The 19,674-nt window shown below is 43.3% G+C and carries 12 protein-coding genes; all 12 read right to left on the bottom strand.

The window, feature by feature from the left end; all coding sequences use genetic code 11:
* Positions 1-166: 166 nt before the first annotated feature.
* Positions 167-1,327: a FecR family protein gene (locus tag FXV77_RS01850; RefSeq protein ID WP_148917515.1), complete on the bottom strand. Its 1,161-nt coding sequence runs from the start codon at positions 1,325-1,327 to the stop codon at positions 167-169.
* Positions 1,328-1,382: 55 nt separating this feature from the next.
* Entirely contained in the window at positions 1,383-1,922 is a 540-nt protein-coding gene (locus tag FXV77_RS01845) for an RNA polymerase sigma-70 factor (protein ID WP_148917514.1), read from the bottom strand.
* A gap of 121 nt (positions 1,923-2,043) precedes the next feature.
* Positions 2,044-3,609, bottom strand: coding sequence for a rhamnogalacturonan lyase family protein (locus tag FXV77_RS01840; protein ID WP_148917513.1), 1,566 nt, complete (start codon positions 3,607-3,609; stop codon positions 2,044-2,046).
* Positions 3,610-3,640: 31 nt separating this feature from the next.
* Complete coding sequence (locus FXV77_RS01835) at positions 3,641-4,060, bottom strand: glycoside hydrolase family protein (protein ID WP_187443973.1); 420 nt, start codon at positions 4,058-4,060, stop codon at positions 3,641-3,643.
* Between the two features lie 65 nt (positions 4,061-4,125).
* Positions 4,126-5,472: an FGGY-family carbohydrate kinase gene (locus FXV77_RS01830; RefSeq protein ID WP_148917512.1), complete on the bottom strand. Its 1,347-nt coding sequence runs from the start codon at positions 5,470-5,472 to the stop codon at positions 4,126-4,128.
* An 81-nt stretch (positions 5,473-5,553) separates the two neighbouring features.
* Positions 5,554-6,828 carry a TIM barrel protein gene (locus FXV77_RS01825; RefSeq protein ID WP_148917511.1) on the bottom strand — a complete coding sequence of 425 codons (1,275 nt, stop codon included), beginning with the start codon at positions 6,826-6,828 and terminating at the stop codon, positions 5,554-5,556.
* A gap of 22 nt (positions 6,829-6,850) precedes the next feature.
* Positions 6,851-8,959: a bifunctional aldolase/short-chain dehydrogenase gene (locus FXV77_RS01820; protein WP_148917510.1), complete on the bottom strand. Its 2,109-nt coding sequence runs from the start codon at positions 8,957-8,959 to the stop codon at positions 6,851-6,853.
* A 27-nt stretch (positions 8,960-8,986) separates the two neighbouring features.
* Positions 8,987-10,060, bottom strand: a complete 1,074-nt coding sequence (rhaT, locus tag FXV77_RS01815) for an L-rhamnose/proton symporter RhaT (RefSeq protein WP_148917509.1) — start codon at positions 10,058-10,060, stop codon at positions 8,987-8,989.
* Positions 10,061-10,206: 146 nt separating this feature from the next.
* Positions 10,207-12,528: a DUF5703 domain-containing protein gene (locus FXV77_RS01810; RefSeq protein WP_148917508.1), complete on the bottom strand. Its 2,322-nt coding sequence runs from the start codon at positions 12,526-12,528 to the stop codon at positions 10,207-10,209.
* 267 nt (positions 12,529-12,795) lie between these two features.
* Positions 12,796-14,214, bottom strand: coding sequence for a sialate O-acetylesterase (locus FXV77_RS01805; protein ID WP_148917507.1), 1,419 nt, complete (start codon positions 14,212-14,214; stop codon positions 12,796-12,798).
* Positions 14,215-14,252: 38 nt separating this feature from the next.
* Entirely contained in the window at positions 14,253-16,277 is a 2,025-nt protein-coding gene (locus tag FXV77_RS01800) for an aceric acid hydrolase (protein WP_148917506.1), read from the bottom strand.
* Position 16,278: 1 nt separating this feature from the next.
* A complete protein-coding gene (locus tag FXV77_RS01795; protein ID WP_148917505.1) occupies positions 16,279-19,674 on the bottom strand; it encodes a glycosyl hydrolase in 3,396 nt (1,131 codons plus the stop codon).

Below are 19,674 nucleotides of genomic sequence, written 5' to 3'. Positions count from 1 at the left end.
TTCCATGCTTCTTTTCGCCTTTTGTCAAATAAGAAGTAATTCATACATTTGAGTAATTGAGTTAATGTGTAAGGTTCATTGCTTTATTTAACTTGATTTCAACAGGGGTGCTGCAACATCCCTGTTTTTGTTAAACATCATTTGTTTCGTTTGTTGTCGTAAATTTCTATTTCATCATTGGTTCTTGTTTAGTGATTAATAATTTATTAGAGTTTAGTGTAAATTTTAGATCGCTGACAAATGCCAACATGGTTAATACTTCAGATAAATTGACATCCCGCCCGATTTCACCGGAATAAGTATTTTGCAACGGCACATCCTGTGATAAAGAAATATCTATATTATACCAGCGTTTCAGCTGGTTGGCAATATTGACAATATGATCATTCTTAAAATAGAAAACGTTATTTTTCCAGGCAAGATCTCGTTGTAAGTTAGTTGTTCTCACCTTTAAATCTCCATCGCTCCACTCCGCACTTTGTCCGGGTGCAATGACCACAGATCGTGCCTCATTAATTACCTTCACACTCCCTTCTGCCAATGAAGTTTTGACATTCTTCCCATAAGCAGATACGTTAAAATGTGTTCCCAATACACGAATATCAACTTCTTCCGTTTCCACAAAGAATGGTCTTTCCGTATCTTTTGCCACTTCAAAATAGGCCTCGCCTTTTAGATATACACGTCGTTCAGCAGCTCCGAAATGCTCCGGAAACCGGAGTTCACTCGCGGCATTGACCCACACGGCTGTTCCATCCGATAAGGTTATCTTGAAGAAATTGGCTGCAGGAACGACCAACGTATGGAAAATGAGTTCGCGTGTAACAGACTCATTAGAAAAGTCTAATTCATTCTCTATAATAGCTGAACTCGAAGCGATATTAAGCGTATCGTCTACTTTCACCTCTTTACCATTTGCGAGGATGATTTTAGCTCCTAAAAGAGCTGGACTTACATCATCTGCCGCTATATGGAGCGCTGGAGCAGCAGCTTCTTTTTCATCGTTGATATCCGTCCTAAGAAACCATAAACATAAACTTAAAGAGCAAATGAGTGCAATAGTTGCCGCCACACGCCATAAAAAATAATTACTGTGTTTTTTGCCTTGTTTCTGTTCTATACGCTGCCATGCAGATTCTTCATCCAGGTTGTCGAGCCAATCCAGTTTCATGGACACGTCTTTTGCCATTAGTTCATCAAACAACACTTTGTTCTTGGGATGGGCCTGTATCCATGCATCCAATATTTGTTGTTCATAGCTGTCGAGCGGATCATTTTTGAAACGCTTGGTAATTATATGGGCGATATTGAATGGGTTAGTATCCATAATTTAAGTTAAGAAACCTAAATCAGGATTTGGGGTGACAAGAAAATGAAATTTTTTAAAAATTGATATAAAAAGTGAGAATAAACAGGGAGAAATAATCGAAATTCAGCTTTTCACGCAATACACCGAGCCCGCGGCGTTTTTGTGTTTTTATGGTATTCATACTAACCTGTAATTCCTGTGCAATTTCTTCATTGGAGTAACCATCTACATAACTCATGGTCATGATTTTTCGACAACCCTCGGGGAGTTTTTCTAATGCTTCATGAATAGCTGTTGTAAATTCCGCCCGAATAATCTGGTGCTCATAATCAATATCGTCCAGCTCGGTAAAAGATGTACGCCGCCAAAATTTTTGCACAACCTTGTTGTGGCGGCTTAAGTTGTATACCGCATATTTTATCGAACTATACAGAAAAGATTTTATCGCATTTTCATCATCTGGCAGTTCAGTTTTGTTGTTTAAGTAGGCAACGAAAGCATCCTGTGCCAAATCTTCAGCAACCCGCTCATTCTGCACCATTTGGCAGGCAAAATAGCATAATGCACGGTAATGCTTATTGAAAAGGTGTCTATCTTGATCTGTCGCTTTCATAGACAAGTTGCTTAACAACTGAAAAAAGTTAGTAAGTTAGTTGCAATTCAAAGCTAAATATACAAAATAATATGCCTTATCCTAATTTTTGTAAAAAAATATCTATGGGATAGCTATATTTCTAATCACCCAAGTAATATGACGGAACTGGTGCTTGCGGATAACCTTGCGAACGCTGAAGTACATAGCTCCTATAAATAGGATCTTGCATTAAGGTCACTTTGCGATCCCTTGCCGGGATATCCGTGTGGTAAATTCGTAATTCGCCAGGCAGCGCTGTCACCACTTCCTCACGCCAATCGCCGAACAAGTCTGCAATCATAAGGATATCTCCATAGATGTCCTTTGTAATTTTCTCACCTTTCCAGTAGCCTATCGACTGACTTCTTCCACCTGACATCGATTCTGCACCCCAATGGTTATCATCGCCAAAAAACAATTGACGGATATTTCCGGAATCCCACCATATCCAATTTCTGCAAGGAGGCACATCCGCATTGGAAGCTAATTTTTTTCCGTCGGCGCTCAACATATATTTATCAGTAGAACCTCCCTTTTTATCCTCCGCAGCGAAGCATTCCAATCCCGGACTGTCAGGATCTATATCTGCTACCATCCCATCTCCCACATGAAACGTTTTGTGTCCGACACCCCAGATCCGTGCTCCGGTACTTGCATCCACTATACTCACCCCATAACCGTTGTCTATCCAAGGTTCGATAGCCAAAAACACTTCCATTCCCTCCCGATTTGGATCGATATCCGTCAGATAGGCTTTATCCGAGTGTCCAAGACCGGTTGACCACCTCAACGTTCCATTGTTATTGAGCATACAGGAGCCAAGTAAAATCTCGTCCTTTCCGTCCCCATCCACATCGCCACAAACCATATTATGAGCGCCCTGGCTTCGCACAATGGGATTCTCTTCGTCACCATCCCATCGCCACAGCTTTTCTAATTTACCATTGTGCAATTGCCATGCATCTACCACCATCAATTTATAGGTACCCCGTGCGGCAAGAATACAAGGTGTCTTTCCATCTAAATAGGCCATGCCAATTTGATTTCGATTTTGACGGTTTACATTACCATATCGATCATTCCGCTCCGGCCAGTCCACACGGGCAATTTCTTCTCCAGTCATACCATCCAATACCGATAAATATTCACTACCTCCGTATATCCGTGCAGCATCATTCTTTAGATAATCGTCTCCGGCTGTTTTTAACGCCACCTCTGCTTTTCCGTCTCCATCAAAATCATACACGATAAAGGGTGAATACCATACGCCGGGTTCGATACCCGGTCCTAAGTCTTTCGTCCATAAATACGTTCCATCGTGCAAATAGGCTTCTATCTTATACGTTGTGCCATCATCGGGATTGGGAACGCCAGGATCTACATTACTATGTGGGTGGCGAATAATATAATCATACTTGCCATCACCGTTGAGGTCGGCAACAGCTACCCGACCAGCTGTCACATTTGGATCTTTCAGTTTTATAAGGTGATAATTGGCTTCTTCGGCAACATCTTGTGTTAAGGATTTCTTTTCACTTTGTTTTTTCTCTTTACCATTGACGACTTCTATCCAATAGGAAGCATGATGATCTTTGATATGTGTATCCACAAAATCTGTTGTCGCTATTATAGGTTTTTGATTCAGCTTCGTTTCTTTGTTATTCACAGAACGATATATATTAAACGCAACAGCTTCATCATCTGTTTTTAACAACCGTCTGTCCTTCCATACGTGTCATCAACAGCTCAAAATGACTGATATCGTCACTTCCTTTCAGCACAGCGCCTTCTTCTAAATGCAGATGGGTTTTAGGTTTAAAGAACAAAGAACCACTTAGAAATATTCCTTTCGGTATAACCACTACTCCTCCTCCGGCTTCATGTGCTTTGTCTATTATCGCCTGAATTTTTTGCGTTTGAAGTATGGTGCTATCTGACACAACACCAAAATCCGTAATACGAAATGATTTCCCCAATGACTCCATACGAGTAGGTTCCACCCTTTTGAACCAGTCAGAAATGGGTGTTCCATCCGGAAAACGATCCTGTCCACTTACTACATTCAGCGAAATAAGACATACAGATAACATGGCAATTACGAAGATTCGACTTTTCATATATCCTTTATTTTCCATTTATATGGTATCGAGTTAAACCATAGGTTCTCTAATAAAAATCTTATTTAAGCACGGTAATAGCGTAACTCGATAATATCACTTGGCACGGGTTGCGTATTCCATTGGTCGTGAATCACCAAGGCAGCGCCGATAGCCGTAGCCTGTGCCATGGAAGCTGCGTATATTTCGATATTACCAAACGTTCTGGCAAGCAAATTCATAAAAATGCTGTTTTTACTAAACCCACCATCCACGAAAATCCGCTTAATTCTCTTTTCTGCCAAAATAAGACGGGTAGATGCAATCTGTGCTGCAACCAAGTATGTCATAAAAGCATGATAGGCTTCCACATAATCCACAAAGCTACTCAAATTTACCTGCCCAAAAGCGTCCAGGTTAGCTGGGATCTCCTTGCCGCCACTTAACTTGTCGATAATCTTCCAGTCAATCTCTATATGTTTAAAACGACCGGTCGTTACCTGAAAATGTTCTGCAATACGTTTTGTCTGAACTTCATGTTCATAGCCTGCAAACAAACGGGAAGCTTTCACTGGTGTACCCGCATAGGTCATATAAAACAAACAATCTTTTTCCAATTGTTCTCTCGTCAAACCCTTCTCATTAAACGGGTTTAACGAAATGCACCAAGTACCGGTAGAAATCAAAATAAAGGGTTCGTGAAAATTCAGTAAATACGGAATCAACGCCGAGGAACTATCGTGCAATCCTACCCCTACTTTGTAGGTACTTCCCGGAAACGCGGCTGAAAACACTTCATCTCCTTTTACAACCGGTGCTAATTTATTTTCAATACCGGAATCTTTAACCCATTGATGGTACCCATTCTTTGCAAAATCCCATAGCGCGGTATGGCAACCGATACTCGTCATATCCGAATATATCTGTCCCGAAACCAAAAAACTGAGATACTGCGGAAGATGTACGGCATATTTCATTTTTTCGTATACGTCCGGTTTCTCTTGTTGCAAACGATAGAGTTGTAATCCTGAATTCAAGCTTCCTAGTGCCGGAGAAGCTGTAGCAAGAGAAAACTCCTCGACACCTCCATATGCAGTATGCAAGCGCTCTTCCAATGCTTTTGGATAAGCTTTGAGGTAATTATATAAAGGTGTCAGTGGTCGTCCACTTTCATCTAGATACACCAAACTGGCACCATAGGAAGTGAAGTTGATCGCTTTGATATCAAACTCATCCAAACGGAATACTTCATGGAGGGAATCAAACACCGAAAGGCGTAAGCTCTCCAGGTTTTCACATGGATCTCCGTCTTCGTCCACTGTCTCTAAAAATCTGGCTGAACGCTCAAAAACAATGTCGTAATGTTCATCAAACAAAAATAATTTTTTGTTTGTCTTCCCTACATCGAAAATAGCGACAACAGGTGTACGCATTTTGAAAATTTAAATTATCTAAAGATGATCCGCCAATAGGCGGATCTATTGAAAAAATGTGATTTATTGATCGGGATCAGATTATAATCCCGTCGCTACAGTATTGCTGCCCCGTTCTTCAATTAACTTATTTCGAATCTCCAATTCATGGAATAACGCAACAGGATTCAGTGCTGCACCTTGGCGCAAGCGCGCCTCTGCTACCAATGGACGCACATCCGTGCGAAATGCATCTTGCAAAATTTCCTGTGCACGCACAATATTGTTTTGTTGCTGCGCCTCTTTCAACGCTTTACGATCTACCAACAACGCTTGTGCATACGCGATTTTAATGGCCTCTACAGATTGCAGTAAGTCTACCAATGGATCTTTTAAGTTATGTGATGCGTCTATCATCCAACCCAAGCCAGAAGCATGGTCGATTCCACGAGCATCCATTCCTTCCACCAGCTCGCTGAAAATCAGGAACAATTGATAGGGTTTGATGCTACCCGCCGTCAAATCATCATCGGCATATTTACTATCATTAAAATGGAAACCGCCTAGTTTGACTTCCATCAACAACAAGGAAACAATTTGCTCAATATTGGCATTAGGCAAGTGATGCCCTAAATCCACCAGCGTATAAGCTTTGTCACCCAATTTACTCGCTAGTAATAGCGATTGTCCCCAGTCTGCAATAGTCGTCGAATAAAAATGTGGCTCGAAAGCCTTGTATTCGACGAACATTTTCCAATCGTCTGGCAAATGTTTGTAAATCTCTTTCAAACTTTCTAACGTATTTTGGAAAGCCTCGCGAAAATTGAGCTGGCCCGGAAAGGAAGAACCGTCAGCCAACCAAACGGTCAATGCTTTTGATCCTAATGCTATACCATGTTTGATCACTTCGATATTATGATCGACCGCTTGTTTACGAACTTTGGGATCAACATGGTGCAAAGAGCCAAACTTGTAACTGTGCTCTTGGCCAGGCTGATCTTGAAACGTATTGGAGTTTACTGCATCAAAACCCAAACCGTGGGAAGCTGCAAGTGCTTTTATCTTTTCGGCATCTTGTGGAATATCCCATGGAATATGGAGTGAAATAGCCCCGCTAGAACGGTTCAGTGCGTGCAATAATCCAACATCTTCAATCTTCTGCTCTAACGTTCCGGGCTCACCCTTACCCGAAAAACGGCCAAAGCGCGTTCCACCTGTTCCTAACGCCCAACTGGGTATAGCAATCTGGAATTGTTGCAATTTATCCAATATCTCTTCGGCATTGGCTATGTTTTCAGCGGTATAGGAGAAAGCACGTTGGTGCTTCTCCACGAATTGCCGATTATGTTGTTCTATCGTTTGATTATCTAGCTTCATCTTTTAAAATTAAGTAAAAAAACTAACGTACGAATGCCATCGCTACACCGCCATCAACGTTGAGTACATTACCTGTCGATTTATTCAAGTTACCACCGACAAAGGCAAAGCAAGCATTGGCAATATCATCCGGTAAAATAATTTCGTTTAATAAAGTACGTTTTGCATAGTATGCTGGTAATTCCTCAACCGTAATACCGTAAGCTTTGGCACGGCCTTCTGCCCATCCACCTGCCCAGATATTGCTATCAGAGATAACCGCATCTGGATTCACCACGTTCACACGAATCTTCGCTGCTCCCAGTTCTGCTGCATTTAAACGGCTAAGGTGAAGCTGTGCAGCTTTTGCACTACCATACCCAGCGTTGTTCGGTCCGCTTACCAAGGCATTCTTACTAACGATATTGACAATATCCCCACCAACATTTTGGGCTTTTAATACTTTTGTAGCACCTTGTGTCACTAAGAACTGACCTTTCACTAATACATCGTATAGCAAGTTCCAGTCTTTCTGTGTATGATCTTCGATGGATTTAGAAATAGACAAGCCGGCATTGTTTACCACAATATCCACGCCACCAAAAGCTAAAGCAGCTTCTTTTAATGCTTCCTCTATTTGCTCTTGGTTGGTAACATCTAACACAGCGGTAGCTACCGCATCCTTTCCAAACAAATCGATAAATTCTTGCTTAGCCCCTTCAAGTCGTTCTGCATTTAAATCGTTCAATAGGACGACGGCACCTTCATTCGCGAATTTTTTCGCGATCGCTTTACCAATTCCACCTGCACTTCCCGTAACTAACGCAATCTTGCCGGATAATGCCTTCGGCTTCGGCATACGTTGTAGTTTCGCTTCTTCCAATAACCAATATTCGATATTAAAGGCTTCTTGTCTAGGTAATGATGTATATTCACTGACAGCCTCAGATCCCTTCATCACATTGATCGCGTTGATGTAGAATTCCGCTGCTACCCGTGCCGTTTGCTTATCTTTTGCAAAGGCAAACATACCTACACCTGGATACAAGATAATAACTGGGTTCCTATCGCGAATAGCCGGACTATTTGGGTGCTTACAAGTATCGTAATACTCGGTATACATCACCCGGTAGTCTTCAAACAACGGCTCTAGCTGAGCTTTTACAGCTTCTACATCGCTCAAATCTGCACCTTTATCCAAGTTTAAGATAAGGGGTTGTATTTTTGTCCGTAAAAAGTGATCCGGACAGCTCGTCCCCAACGGAGCTAGACGCTCCAAATCGTTTGAATTGATATATTCGAGTACTTTTTCATCATCCGTAAAATGACCGATCATGTGACGTTCGCTCGAACAGAATCCTCTTAAAACGGGCGCTAATTTTGCAGCTTGTTCCCGACGAGCGTCAGCTGGAAGGCTTTCGATCTTTTGTCCGCCAAACACCGGCCTCGTTTTACCGTAGTTTTGTGCGAGATATTCCGCACAGGTTTCAATAACGTCCAGTGAGTTCACATAACTTTCATAAGCCGTATCACCCCAGGTAAACAGTCCATGTGAACCTAACATGATGCCACGAATACCTGGATTTTCTTCCAAACAAGCTCGTAATTGCAATCCTAGATCAAATCCCGGTTTCTGCCATTCTACCCAGCCAATCGTACCACTGAAAAGCTCTTGCGTAATTTTCTTTCCATCTTTTGCCGCCGCAATCGCAATTGCTGCATCCGGATGCAAATGGTCAATATGCTTGAACGGAAGAAAACCATGCAATGGTGTATCAATCGACGGTGCTTTTGAGGCCAAATCATAGATACAGTGGTTGAACAGCTCCACCATTTCATCTTCGTGCTCGATACCACGGTATACATTTTCCAGATTACGCAAACGCTCCACATACAACGCGGCTAATCCAGATTTCTTTAGTGTACCGATATCTCCACCGGAACCTTTGATCCACATCACTTCCACTTCCTCGCCCGTCAATGGATCTTTATCAATTGTTTTACACGATGTATTTCCACCGCCATAATTTGTAATTCGTAAATCTGACCCCAACAAGTTGGAGCGATACAACAATAAAGCAACTTCATCACCTTCTAATGATTTTGCTTTTTGTTCATCCCATAGATAGTTTACATGTTTGTATTCTTTCACGGCTCTATAAATTTTGATATTATTTTATTATTCTAATGTTTTTGCTAATCCGACGATACAAATAGACAGGATAATCGTCACGATACCGGCTATAATAGCGGTATAGGTTGATTTATTTACGCCTTTCCACTCTTTTAAGATCACACCCCAGGCATTGGCAATCAAGATGATAAATGCCATGTGCAATATCCAGGAACTTGCTCCGTTTCCAAGACGGCTTTCCCCCATACCATAGAAGAAAAACTGCAGATACCATGTTGTTCCAGCTAAAGCACATAATAAAAGATTCTTTCGCAGTGGAGCAGTTTTCTTGGTATAATCGGAGAATGTTTTATTTTTCGTCAATAAGTAGAGACACCAAATGACATTGGTCGTGAAACCTCCCCACAGGATGACAACATAACTTACATTATTTTGGTACAGAAATTCTCCCTGATTCGGGTTTGCCGCCTTCCAAATCTGATTAGCAACATCTGCCATCGGTTTCCCGGCTTCGATACCAAAGTTAAAACAGGCACTCAATACACCCGAAACGATAGCGACAACAATACCTACCCCAAAATTGTAATCTGATTTTGCCTCAGCAGAGAGCGTGGCTAAGCTTCTTTCTTTGAGGAAACCAGCTCGACCACAGAGATATATCCCCACAACACAGACCAGAAGGCCCACCATCACGCAAATCCCGGCATTTGTGGTAAAGAAATAATCAATACCGTGCTTTCCAGGTGATTGATTGAAAAAATAATAAATAGCCGGCATCAGCGAACCAAATACCATACTCAAACCCAACATCACACTGCTTCCTAACGAAACACCGAGATAGCGGACACCGAGTCCATAGGTCAAACCACCAATTCCCCAAAGCAGCCCAAATAAGTATGTATAGCCAAGTGTTGAAGAACCCGCTTCCCGAATGATGTCTCCGAAATTTGGTATGGTCAACCAAGCTGCTAATGGCGGAACGATAATCCAGGAAAACAGTCCACCCAGAATCCACATCGATTCCCACGACCAATTTCTTACTTTTTTATAGGGAACATAGAAACTTCCCGATGCAAAACCACCAATAAAATGGAATAAAACACCTGCTAATGCATTCATAAATTATGTATTATAATAGTATAGATCATATATAACAATTTTCTAAGGTAAAGGGAATATTATAGAAAACTGTTCTGTTCTGTCATGTATAAACAGCTATGGGTGATGAATGACGAGCAATGAACCCGAGAAGAGACTGCCTAACGCTATTCTAGCATGTTAACGACATCTTTTGTTCGTTCTTTTGGTAGCACCTGTAAATCGATTAACTTTCCATTCCGTAGTTTGCCTTCGACCGTGGTTTGCTTTGGTGCGTGAAGTTTGAAATCAACATCCCATTCTGCTGGCCATGCCGGAAAAAGATAGAGTTTGTCGTCGGCGGTTTGCAACAACATTTCTTGCAGACCAATCATGCCCGATCCTCCCCAGTTATGATCCGGCACCCAATCGAAACCCGGCCCCCAAAAGGTGGGAAATCGCCGATCCGCATTTTTTAATTTAAGTGTCGTAAATTTCTTAGCCTCCTCGGTCAGTCCCAGGCGTGCGGCGAAGATGTTATCTTGTTTCCACCCCACATGGCTTCGGAATTTTAAAACGTCGGGATCATGATGAAAGGTATTCAGCGCTATGTCTATATCCGGTTTGCCAATCCCATAGATTCCCCAGGGATATACACCATATAGCTGTGGTGCTTCTGTATTATTAATTCGAGCCCATATTTCAGCCGGTGCCAACATTTTCTTCCCATTTAGCACTCTAGTGGGTAAAGGCGGTATCTTTCGCTGGAATTCCTCCATATAAGTTCGTAATGAATCATTTACCACTGCTGCGGAAAGTGACAACATCCTTCGGGTAACTTCTTGCAATGCAGCTACCGTCGTCGATGCATTGTACGCCATTTTATAGGTTTCTGCAGAAGAGCCGGGGTAAAAAATCAAATGACCGTTCTGATCTAAAATTTTACTTCCTAGTTGACGAGCTCGATATTGATAATGCTCGTCGAAGAAACGCAGACAACTCTCTATAAAAGGAATATAGGGACGCACATCTGCATCGTGATAATTTGCTGTTTCCAACATCATCATGCAAAACTCCAATACGGTATCCCATTGGTATTCTAGCCAAGCATTGTATTCCAGCCCTTTATCGTAATCTTTTGGTCGCTTCCAATTATATTCTGCTGGATTAGGTAGTCCGAAATTTTCTATCTGTTCCGTAAAACTGGCTCCGCTATGCCCCCAGTATATGTTCGATCGCCATTCTGCATTACGTTGTATCCGTTGGTAAAACTTAAATTGCGCGGGCATCATATCAAAGTCGCCACTTTTTAACATCGGCCAATACACCAGACGCTGATTCTGTGCCGTATGTGTTCCTCCTCCCCAATTTCGGAAATCGGGTGTGAAGTTCATCGTGCTGTCAATAGACGATGGATCATACGTAAATAGTCCGCCATTAAATTTTGTTGGATATTCGCCATACGCATTCGCTGCCAGCATAAAACGGAAAAGTTGATAATTACGTCCGACCTGCCAACTTTCATTTTCCGCATGAGGTTTCGTAGGCTGTATCCGGATATAACTCCTTTTCCAGAAAGCACGCCACCAGTTCAAGTTTTTACGCTTGATATGGGCTTTGGATTCGCTAGGATTCGACAAGACATCCACCCCTTGCCGCCATTCGGCTATAGATACAGGCCCTGCCACATGTAACGAGACCTGTAAATCATGTTTCGTCACCGGTTTCTTACTTTTCAGTACCCAAGCGTTGTAATCGGTATCCATATATTTGCCGGAGCGTTGTTCGATAAAATGAAAATCCTTCCCTTGCAACATACCCCCTGATACCAAATCCGCCAGCGGATTATACAAAGAATCCTTAACCGCTTCCATACCCTGTTGCCGCACAACAATGTCAAACACGGTACTATCGGTATTTTGATGAAAAAAGACAACCTTATTATCTACAGCATTAACACTATCACGCTTCGTAACCACCTCGTGTGGAGGTGCCCATTTCCAGGAGTTTGCGTTATTTTCCCGTTTCTTAGGATAACGCTCCTTATGCCGCCAGTTTTCATAGGATGCTTCTACGTCAATCTTTTTATTCGCGTGTACATCCACATAGACATTCGGACGCTCCACATCCACCCATAATGTTACTTCCGCCTTTGCACTGTTGCTTTCGCCTGAAATAACCACCTGTCCCTTGTCAACCTGCAGTTGTTGTTTGAATACTTTACCTTCAAACGGGTTCGGATAAAGTTTTAGCCGTACCCGACCGAGCTTCAATAACGTGTTGTTTTCATCGAACGCACCCGATTTGCCTAAATAAAAAAGAATATCCCCATTTTCTACCCATACATTCAGCCCGATATCGCCTCCGCCCAATGGCATGGATTCTCCGGAATGTTTACTCGGTTTATCCCAAGTGATATAATAATCTTCCCACTTAAACTCCTGTGCATGTACTTTAGCAGCCAGCAGGATACAACATATCAAAATAACTATATATCTTAATTGATTCATTTTATACTATTTCATTGTTTGTATCCTTCACCTATCACGCATCTTCCTTTCTTGATAAAAAAAAACCTTACAAGGCATTGCAATAAACCCTAATTAACACCTAAAGTCACCTCCGGATATTTGACAACTGCACAAACTCATCCTTAGTACTATCCCTTCCTGTCAAATATCCGAAGTGACGAGTTTATGAACACGTTTTCATTTGGGTGTTCATGAGCTCGCTTCGCTCGGTTTGCTCCACTTTTGCGGTCAAAAGTGGAAAAAAAATCACCAATCATCGGTTCGGAATGAACTTACCGGAAGACCATTAACACCAAACAAATCTCCCATTACAAAATCCTTAAATGCATAACGCACGGCGACAGGTTTAGCGACGTGCGGTGAGGATACAATCACGGCCTTGCCCTTCACAATGGCATTTGCTGGTCGGAAGACCTTGTCTTCCCCCGCAATTTCAAAGGTCTTTATTTCTTTTCCAAACGAGGTCAGTCCCAAAGGCGCATCATTAAATTGTACGACAACGGTGCTACCCTGTACCTCCGTACGCTCATAAACCGGACTTCTGTGATTCAATCCGTTGATACCATAGGTATCACCTAAAGCTAGTAATGCCAAACGGTCGGCTCCTTCTTTCTTTTTCGCCGGGTGTATACAGTTAAGTTCTCCCAAATCCATGGTGACTGCCATCCCCGAATGCGGTATTTTAGCTAGAGATTTCCGTTGTGCATCCCTTATAAAAGCAGAATTATATTTTCCGCCAACATAGTACGGTGGTAGGGATGCGTAGTCAAAGGGGGCGATTTGCACATAGTAAAAAGGCAAGGTATCATCCCCCCACAACTCCCGATACTTGACGACCATTCTCGGAAATAATACCTCATATTGATCGGGTCTTTCATAGTTCGATTCGCCCTGATACCAGATGATACCTTTTATACCATAACCTGCTATGGGGTTAATCATCCCGTTATACAACATCGTCGGTTGCCTATTTTTATCTTTCAGTCCTTCTTCCTGCTGTGGAATTTCTATATCTGTTAGATCTGCCAACCACGCTGCATCCATCCACGCTTCTATATTGGAGCCGCCATAGCTACTATGGATAAGCCCTACGGGTACCTTTAATATTTTCCGTAGCCGTTGCCCAAAGAAATACGCTGTCGCACTGAAATTAGCGACATCCTCCGGACTAGCTTTCTTCCATTGCGATGGTTTGCTGTCGTCTGCCGGCTTCAACAAAGGATTTCGCGGCACCGTGTATAGGCGTAGCTGTTCATCCTGCGATTCGAGAATAGCCTCCGTGCTGCCGATGATGGGCTGTGCGGGATAACCCTTCAACGGCATTTCCATATTGGATTGTCCCGAACACAACCATACCTCCCCTATTAATACATCCTGTAACGTTATGGTATTGCCTTCAGAAACCTGAATATTATATGAGCCTCCTGCTTCCGGCGTTTGAATAAATACACGCCAAATACCCTTTTCATTTGCTTTGACCTTATATGTTTTCTGATTCCAGGAAGTTCCTACAGATACGGTTGCCCCTTTCCCTGCCCAACCCCAAATCGGAACGTTTTTTTGCTGCTGCAAGACCATCCCATCGGTAAAAATAGCAGAAAGGCGCACTTCGGCATGTAAACCGACAGCGATACATAAGAGGAATACAGTAATTAATGGTTTCATTTTATATAATGTTGACAGGTTATTTCTTAGATACTGCCTCACTTCTTACGCGGTAGCCAAACGGCCATATCGCCAAACGTACGGTTTCCCCAAGCAAAATAAGGAATAAGACGCACCGAAACGGCTTGTTGTTCGTCTGCGGAGACTTTTCGATATAACGAACCCCATTTCTCCGTGTTATCGGTATACGCATTCCCCTTTAGGAAAACGATAGATTGACCTAGTACAGCTTCTTGTACCGGCTGGAAGCTATCTAACGCATTTACTTTCAGATCAAAGATATCCACATTTTCCGGGACATCCGCTTTTTCCAGACAGTAGACCACCGGTCCACGCATTACTGCCACTTGGTTCCTCGTTTCCTCTACCAACGGATTAGCCTCCATAAACGTGACCTTCATAGGTAAGCGCAAGGTAATACGGTCGCCTTTTTTAAACCCATCTGACAATACAGCATACCCGTTTTCCGTCTGAAATGTTATCTTCTCGTTGTTTTTGGTAATTTCGGCTCCGTCTGCCCATCCGGGTATACGTAGTTTCAACGCATAGTTTGCCGGCAACTCCTCCATGACAAACGAAGCATCGCCGTCCCATGGATAATTAGACGTCTGCGTAATCTTAATCTTTTGCCCTTTATATTCCGTATCCAGTACGTTTCCGCCAAATAGATTTACCCATACGGCGTCATCGGAAACGCTGTAGGCGTAACTGCTAACCTCCGCAATGGTACGGACCACATTCGGTGGACAGCAATTGGACAGTGAAATATAGGGCACACGTTTTTTAGACCAACGTTGTTGGAAAGGCAAATTAGACGAATAGCTTAGTGGATTGGTATACAAAAATTTATCACCATCCAAGCTAATCCCGGACAATACACTATTATAAAGTGCCAATTCAAGCACGTCAATATATTTCGCATCGCCCGTCAATGTCGCCATCCGCCAGTTCCAAAGCATATTGCCGATATTCGCACACGTTTCGTTGTGCGCCGTTAAGTTAGGCAATTGATAATCGCGTCCAAACGCCTGATGGATCTTTTGTACATCCGCAGGATCATAAGATGTTCCGTCTGGTGACGTACCATCATAGAGCGAACCCAAACCTCCTGTGATATACATTTTGTGTTTTACCACATCATCCCATATCGAAAGAAGCCGATTGCTCAACGTGGTATCTTGTATCTCTGTACACAAATCCGTTACGCCGGCATAGAGATAACTCGCTCTCACGGCATGCCCCATGGCTTTGTTCTGCTGACGGAACGGAACCCGGTCTTGGTTGTCGTCCGTACCGTCTTCGATTTCTCCTTTAATATCGATCAGGTGTTTAGCCAACTCCAGGTATTTCGGATCCTTGGTCGTCCGGTAAAGTTCGATCGTTCCCATATAATGGGACGGGCAAATGGCATTCCTCGCTAGCGTAGGGTTCGATTTTTCATAAAACCCATGCAGATAATCCGCCGCTTTAACCGCAATATCCAACAAATCCTTTTTTCCGGTAACCCGGTAATGGATACAGCCTGCGGTCATTAAATGACCGATATTATACGCTTCAAAACTTAAACGATCCTGAAATTCGATATCCTCACCAGAATTACGTTGGTCGATTGTTGCTTTCGTATAGATGTAACCATCGGCGCGTTGTGATTTTGCAATTACCGGGATCACTTCTTCGATCATTTGCAAAAGTTTCCTATCTTTCGTTTGCGCATATAATGCACATACCGCTTCCAACGTCTTGTAAAAATCACCATCGTGGAAGGATGGGCCTTTATGTTCCCCTTCTTTTAGACCCGCTGCGATTTCAAAGTTCCGATATGCATGACTGATGTCTGCACGGGTATATACGTCCCAGAGATGCGGTACCATCTGTTCATAACAGGTTTCGGTACGTTCTGCCCAAAAACCTTTCGTCCAGGATACATCACCCATATTAATGGCTTTTTGTACCGCAAAAGGACTATCTCCGGTATTCGTAATCGCTTTTTCCTGTGCATGGATCTGCCCTGTCAGCAAAGTGGATACAGCGAATAGAAGTAGACTTTTCTTTGTTGCTCTCATCTCATTCGTTTTTTTGGTACCATATCAATTTAACATCACCTTGTAACCCGGACGCCTGCAGCCCTTTCAAGAATTTCGGTGTTGCTATGGTTTTGATTATTTTTTCCTTCGGTTCTTTATGTGTTTCATACCAGAAACGATTACCCCAGGTATTATATACCTTTATTTCCAGTTGGTTCTTTCCCCGCCTTAGATAATCCGTTACATCAATCTCCAACGGATCTGTCCATATTACCCCCACATCCTTTCCGTTCAGCACAATTTCCGCAAGGCTCTCTACACGTTCTAGTTTTAACTTAACGCGCTGCTCGCCGACCCGCTGCGGTTGATCAAAAGTGAGTGTGTATGTTCCTGCGCCGGAATAATACTTTACTTCGTCCACGTCGGAAGCCGTCCAAAAGTCGGGCTTCTGCTCGATCATTGGCTCATGTTGCACATCGGTCAACTGTAGACGCCAATTGCCTGTTAACGTCTGGGTTTTTGTCTGTTTCCAGTCTGGTATATCGATCTGGTTTTCGCTGAACAGCACAAAAAAGGATTGCGAAGGTGCAAACGATAGGGTCAATTCTGTACGGTTATTTTTTTGTAACGATGCAATGGGCAATAGCTTATCTTGTAATACATCATATAAATAAGTATACGGTGCCATTGTACGAAACGAGAAGTGCGCTTCCTGCGTTATACTGTCTTGATTGGCAACAAAATAACTGTCTCCACCATTAAAACTTCTGTGATTCCACGAAATAGCGTTATTATTTTTGTTATTGATCAGCACATCTTCTTCGATTCCCAAAGCGGCAAAGCTCTCCGCATGATATGTTCCTAGGTATATCCTACCCTTCCCGAACATTTTATGTTGCAAACCATCGACCGTTTGAATCTGGTCAAACAGATTGTCGACCAACGCTTGAAAAGCCAGGGAGTCCTGCTTCGTACCAATACCATATAAATGCGTCGGTTTCTCGTTGAACAAAACGGTCGCTCCCTGTTCTACCAAATCAGCCAACTTTTTCAGTACCGTCAATGAAAAATGCGTTGGTCTCGGGTTCATCAGGTGCTGTCCGGGAACAACCAACAAGCGGTATGCAATATGGTCAGCAAACACGACAGCGCCGTCTTCTACTTTCGCATGATGTAGCAACACATCCGGGTTAAAGGAATCATACGCGTATCCACGCAACGGATCCACCCAATCCGCCGGATTATACATATTCGCGCTCGTTGTCACGCCGGCTATTTTCTGTGTTGGCCATCCTTCATTACGCTTCAGCGAGTCTGTCCGTTCGACACGGGACTGTCCTATAATACCCGGCAATGTTTTTGTCAAACGATCTGGCAAGATCGACCGCCTCGGCATTTCCTCACCAATAAATACGGCGATATCACGTACCGGTTTTCCGGTTTGTAGCAACTGCTGTGCCCGTATGGCGTAATCAACCCAAGCTTTTCCCGGTTTCCACCAGGTTTGGTCGCGCTGAAAATAAAGCCCTATTCCGTCCAATGTCATCCCAGGCTTACGATCCATCCACGGATTATGAACATAGACATGATATACCAGACTATTGATGCCTAATGCAAAATTTCTGTCCTGGAGAGATTTCAACAAACGTGGATGTTCGTCCCATTCCATACGGATTTGTGTAAACGCTTCCGCCATGATGTTATTCTTTCCATAAATGTGCCCACCCGAAATAGCATCCAAAATATCGTTAGGTTTATCATGCGACGGGCTTCTAAACCAAAATTCACCCATCGGCCTATCGGTAAAACCAAAATGTGCAAAGCCGTCGCTCATCATCACCGGAGCCGTCATTTCCGCCGTGAACTCCACACCATACTCGTCCGATTTGTTACGGAGCGTCTGAAAACCTTTCTCCTGCAGTAGTTCCGCGATCGTTTTCCGGAAATCATGCAGGAAAGCTTCTGATTCTTCTACACTGTTGACAATATAACCCGCCAAAACCGGTAGATAGGGTGATATTTCATACCCTCTCCGCGCTTTAAATTCCGCCGGCATCCGTTTTGTCCAGTTTTGGCTACCCGATTCCCAGGAGTCAATATGATAGACGGTCAGCACATCCTTGGCTAATTCCCGTCCTACCATTTCATAAGCTTTTCCAAACCATTGCTCAAACTGGAAAGCAACCGTTTCGACATTCAGCTTATCGCATTCCAACCCCTTCCCTGCACCCGCCGTTTCGTTTTTATGCCCGGTTGTGGTATGTCCAATCCGCAGGATTTTCCAGGTACCCGCTGGTAATGCTGTCGTTAACTCTTCTCCACGGACAGCCGTTGGATCCAGCGCAATTGCTTTTTTGCTATCGATAACATACGCCGAATTTACTTCTTCTTCCCGCGTAGGCAGCGCAACTCTCCAAATCTCGCCTGTCTTACCTTCGTATTGATGGACACGAGGTTCTTCGAACAAGGTAATCCCTAAAAGATTGATAGACGGCTTCCATTTAGCCGCATCTAAATCTTCCGCTCCCGGCTCAAAATTGGCTGGGTCGAACACAAACCGAAAATATTTTGCTTCGGTATACGGAATGGTATGCGTGACACCGTTATCCCAATCAAGCCAACCCGTTCGCGGGGATTTTAGCTGCGTCAATTCATCAAAGTTAACGCCGTCATCACTCACCAATATCTTTAATCTGTTCGCGCCGTAATTATTTGCCCGGCGGTCTACTTTCAATGCATTGCAAGGGAAAGGCTGCTCAAACGCATATTGGATCCATCCGGGTTGGGATGTCGCAAAACGCTTATCATTACCCTTTTGTGCCAAATGCTGTACATCTTCATCGTAGCTACTGGTTACTTTCGGAGACTCCTCATCACTACGTCTATATGTTTTGGCGACCGGGATAGCAAAAAGCTGAATATCCTCATAATAGTTGTGTAGCTTTTCCGGTTGTGGTAACGGAATGTTGACCTTACTCCGACGGTTGACAGTTATGGTCGTATCGGCATAAACCACTTTTTGCATTGATTTTTCCGGTGTGATCCAAGGGCCCCCAGCAGTAGCAAATCCATCATTCGGGAACATCGCGATCTGTATACCATATTTCTTAGCCTCCGCTACCAGATGCCGAAACATTTCCCACCATTCCGGTGTTAATGTTTCCGCTGCCGGCTCAAACAAGGGCGGATCTGTCTTCGCTTTGATAGGCGTAAAATAGGCTCCGGCGATATTATTTTCCGCCATCGCTTTCAAATCGGCCGTGATACCTTCTTTTGAATAACTGGCGTGCATAAAGTACCAGACCACCCAGGGTTTCGCTTTTTCATAAGAATCTGCGGCAAGCGGAACAATGTGGGCCGGGATACCTTTTATTTGGGCATGTCCCAGAAACCAACTACATAATATGCCTATACTGATATAAAACCTTAATCTCAT

This window comes from Sphingobacterium phlebotomi (assembly GCF_008180195.1).
In the GTDB taxonomy this organism is placed as follows: domain Bacteria; phylum Bacteroidota; class Bacteroidia; order Sphingobacteriales; family Sphingobacteriaceae; genus Sphingobacterium; species Sphingobacterium phlebotomi.
This window is presented reverse-complemented; position numbering and strand designations above follow the sequence as displayed.